The organism is Luteibacter sp. P4_E6, from assembly GCF_056401535.1.
In genome coordinates this window covers 1-3,793 of record NZ_JBFUJE010000381.1, presented here as the reverse complement: position 1 = coordinate 3,793, position 3,793 = coordinate 1, and the positions used below count along the sequence as shown (strand labels likewise).

General features: G+C 65.9%; 2 protein-coding genes and 1 pseudogene. All 3 read left to right on the top strand.

Going from position 1 to position 3,793, the window contains the following annotated elements; all coding sequences use genetic code 11:
* Positions 1-64 precede the first annotated feature (64 nt).
* Positions 65-1,252 (top strand): annotated as a pseudogene (locus AC1DT2_RS17605) (2-isopropylmalate synthase); the annotation flags it as partial.
* 53 nt (positions 1,253-1,305) lie between these two features.
* Positions 1,306-2,256 (top strand): branched-chain amino acid transaminase, encoded by a 951-nt coding sequence (locus AC1DT2_RS17600; protein WP_063573626.1) that lies wholly within the window; start codon positions 1,306-1,308, stop codon positions 2,254-2,256.
* A complete protein-coding gene (leuC, locus tag AC1DT2_RS17595) occupies positions 2,253-3,668 on the top strand; it encodes a 3-isopropylmalate dehydratase large subunit (protein ID WP_477297753.1) in 1,416 nt (471 codons plus the stop codon). The genes AC1DT2_RS17600 and leuC overlap by 4 nt, the downstream gene beginning before the upstream one ends.
* Positions 3,669-3,793: the final 125 nt, after the last annotated feature.

Below are 3,793 nucleotides of genomic sequence, written 5' to 3'. Positions count from 1 at the left end.
CCCGGCAACGGATGCGGGGTTTTTTATTGCCCCAGGCCCGCCTCATTCACGAGCGGAGCCAGACATGAATCCAGCAAACCAGGGCAGCACCGAATCCGTCGAGAGCGACGTAGGCGGCCGCGTGCGCATCTTCGACACCACCTTGCGCGACGGCGAGCAGGCCCCCGGCTTCTCGATGGACCGACGTGCGAAATTGCGCATGGCACATGCCCTGGAAGCGTTGGGCGTCGACATCATCGAGGCCGGCTTCCCTCAAGCCTCGCCCGATGATTTCGCCGCCGTGGCGGAGATCGCGAGGACGCTGAAGACGCCCACGATCGCCGCACTGGCCCGATGTCAGCCAGCGGACATCGACAGTGCGGGCAAGGCTTTGCAAGGCGCGCGACACTCACGGATCCACCTGTTCCTGTCCACCAGTCCCTTGCACCGCGAGCACAAGCTCGGCAAGAGCAAGCAGGAAGTGATCGATATCGCTGCAACGGCGATCCTCCGGGCCAAGGCCCTCGCTCACGAAGTCGAATTCTCCGCCGAAGACGCGCTGCGCACCGAGCCGGACTATCTCGCCGAGATCTTTTCCGTCGCTGTCGAAGCCGGTGCCTGCGTCCTCAACGCTCCCGACACCGTCGGCTACGTCACCCCGCAGGAAATTACCGAGATGTTCGCCTACCTGCGCAAGCACGTGCGCGGCGCGGACCGCGTGGTGTTTTCCGCGCACTGCCACGATGACCTGGGCATGGCCACCGCCAACAGCCTGGCCGCGATCAGCGCCGGCGCGCGGCAAGTGGAATGCACCATCAACGGCATCGGCGAGCGTGCCGGCAATGCCGCGCTGGAAGAAATTGTGATGGCGCTGCACACGCGCCGCCCGCTGTTCAAGGTCGACACCGGCATCGTCACCGAGCGCCTGTTCCCCACCTCGCGCCTGCTGGCCGAAGTCACCAACCAGGCCGTGCCGCGCAACAAGGCCATCGTCGGCGACAACGCCTTCGCCCATGAATCCGGCATTCACCAGCACGGGATGCTCAAGCACCGCGGCACCTACGAAATCATGCGTCCGCAGGATGTCGGCGCGAAGACCTCGCTGGTTCTGGGCAAGCACTCCGGCCGCCACGCGCTGCGCCAGCGACTGGTCGAACTCGAGTACGAGGTAGACGAAGCAACGCTCGACGCCGTCTTCGAAAGTTTTAAAACCCTTACAGACAAACAGCGGTCAGTGACCAACGATGACCTCACTTCGCTGATGGCAATGCATCAGAACACCACCCCAGCCGCCGCCCTCGCGGTCAGTCCCTGAAGGAGCAACACATGGAAGCCCCGACCCATCTCTGGCACAACGGTCGCATCAAGACCTGGGCCGACGCCACCGTGCATGTCGGCGCGCATGCGCTGCATTACGGCTCCTCCGTGTTCGAAGGTGTGCGCGTTTATGCCACGCCCGACGGACCGCGCTACTTCCGGCTGGAAGAACACACGGAGCGCTTGTTCCACTCCGCCCGCATTTACGACCTGACGATGCCCTACGACGCCGACGCGATCAATCGCGCCTGCCGTGACGTGATCGCCGCCAACGGCCTCACCTCCGCCTATGTCCGTCCGATCGTCTTCCGCAGCGGCTTCACCTTCAGCCTCGCTCCGTCACTGGATACCGCGGTGGATGTCGCCATCATCGCCCTGCCCTGGGGCGCTTACCACGGCGCCGATGCCATCGAGAACGGCGTGGACGTGTGTGTCTCCTCCTGGAACCGCGCCGCACCCAACACCTACCCGAGCGGTGCGAAGGCCGGCGGCAATTACCTCAACAGCCAGCTGATCGCCCGTGAGGCGATCAATGGCGGCTTCGCGGAAGGCATCGCGCTGGGCACCGATGGCCTGCTGAGCGAAGGTGCCGGTGAGAACCTGTTCATCGTGCGCAAGGGCACCATCTACACGCCGCCCGCCGCGTCGTCGATCCTCTGCGGCATCACGCGCGACTCCGTGCTGACCCTGGCCCGCGAGCGCGGCTTCAACGTCGTCGAGCAATCGCTGCCGCGAGAAATGTTGTATTTCGCCGACGAGGTGTTCATGACGGGTACGGCCGCGGAAGTCACCGCGGTGCGCTCGGTCGATCGCAAGCCCGTTGGCAATGGTCGGCCGGGCCCGATCACGCGCCAGTTGCAGGAAGACTTCTTCGGCCTGTTCGACGGTCGCACCGAAGACCGCTGGGGCTGGCTGACCGCCATCGACGAGCCTGCCGTTGCCGGGAGGGCCGCCGCATGAGCGCGCGTACATTGTTCGACAAGTTGTGGGACAGCCACCAGGTCGCTCCGGAGACCGAGAGCACACCGGGCGTGCTCTACATCGACCTGCACCTGGTCCACGAAGTGACCTCCCCGCAGGCCTTCGATGAATTGCGCTCGCGCAACCTGCAGGTGCGTCGTCCCGATCGCACGCTGGCGACGCTCGATCACTCCACGCCGACCCTGCCCGCCAATGCAAGCGGCGTTCGTCCGTACTACACGAAGGAAGCCGAAGCACAGGTCGCGAAGCTGGAATCGAATGTTCGCGAGTTTGGCGTCGACCTCATGGGCTGGGACAGCCCGCAGCGCGGGATTGTCCACGTCGCCGGTCCCGAAGTAGGCGCGACGCAGCCCGGCATGACCATCGTCTGCGGCGACAGCCATACCGCCACCCATGGCGCCTTTGGCGCGCTGGCCTTCGGTATCGGCACGACGGAAGTCGGCCATGTACTGGCCACCCAGTGTTTGCTCCAGCGCAAGCCGAAGTCCTTCGCCATCCATGTGGATGGCGCCCTGCAGCGTGGCGTCACGGCGAAAGACCTGATCCTGCACATCATCGGCACCATCGGCATCGGTGGCGGTACGGGATACGTGCTCGAGTACAAGGGTGATGCGATACGCGCGTTGTCGATGGAAGAGCGCATGACCGTCTGCAACATGTCCATCGAAGCGGGCGCGCGTGCCGGCCTGATTGCTCCGGACGAGACGACATTCGCGTGGCTGGAAGGCCGCGAGCGCGTGCCGAAGGGCGACGCATGGGATCGTGCCGTCGCCCACTGGCGCACCCTGCCCAGCGATGCCGGCGCTACCTACGACCGCGAGGTGCGCATCGACGCCTCGGCGATCCAGCCGTCGGTCACATACGGCACGCATCCGGGCATGGTCGTCGCCATTCACGCGAACGTCCCTGCCGCGGCAGACGCGGTCGAGCAGCGTGCCCTCGACTACATGCAGGTGGTCGCCGGCAAGCCGATCGCAGGGGCGGCCGTCGACGTGGTCTTCATCGGCAGCTGTACCAACGGTCGCCTGTCCGACCTGCGCGCCGCCGCGGAAATCATGCGTGGTCGCACGGTCGCCGCCGGCGTACGCATGCTGGTCGTCCCAGGCTCGGAGCAGGTTCGTCGCGACGCCGAGCGCGAAGGCCTGCACGAGATATTCCGCGCCGCAGGCGCCGAGTGGCGCGAGCCGGGTTGCTCCATGTGCATTGCCATGAACGGCGACCTGGCCCAGCCGGGCCAGCTCGTCGTCGCCACCAGCAACCGTAATTTCGAGGGACGCCAAGGCAAGGGCGCACGCACCGTGCTCGCCAGCCCGCTCGTCGCCGCCGCGTCGGCGATCGCCGGACGCGTTACCGATCCCCGCGAATACATGACCCAGGAAGTTGCCGCATGAGCCCGACCAGCCGCCCGCTCGCCTACGTGCATTCGTGTACCGCGGCGCTGCGCAACGAAAATATCGACACCGACCGGATCATCCCGGCGCGCTTCCTCACCACGACCGAACGCACGGGGCTGGGC

What these genes read in the sequence shown, in the direction of transcription:
- leuC (WP_477297753.1), top strand. Translation starts at nt 2,253, where the DNA reads ATGAGCGCGCGTACATTGTTCGACAAGTTGTGGGACAGCCACCAGGTC.
- AC1DT2_RS17600 (WP_063573626.1), top strand. Translation starts at nt 1,306, where the DNA reads ATGGAAGCCCCGACCCATCTCTGGCACAACGGTCGCATCAAGACCTGG.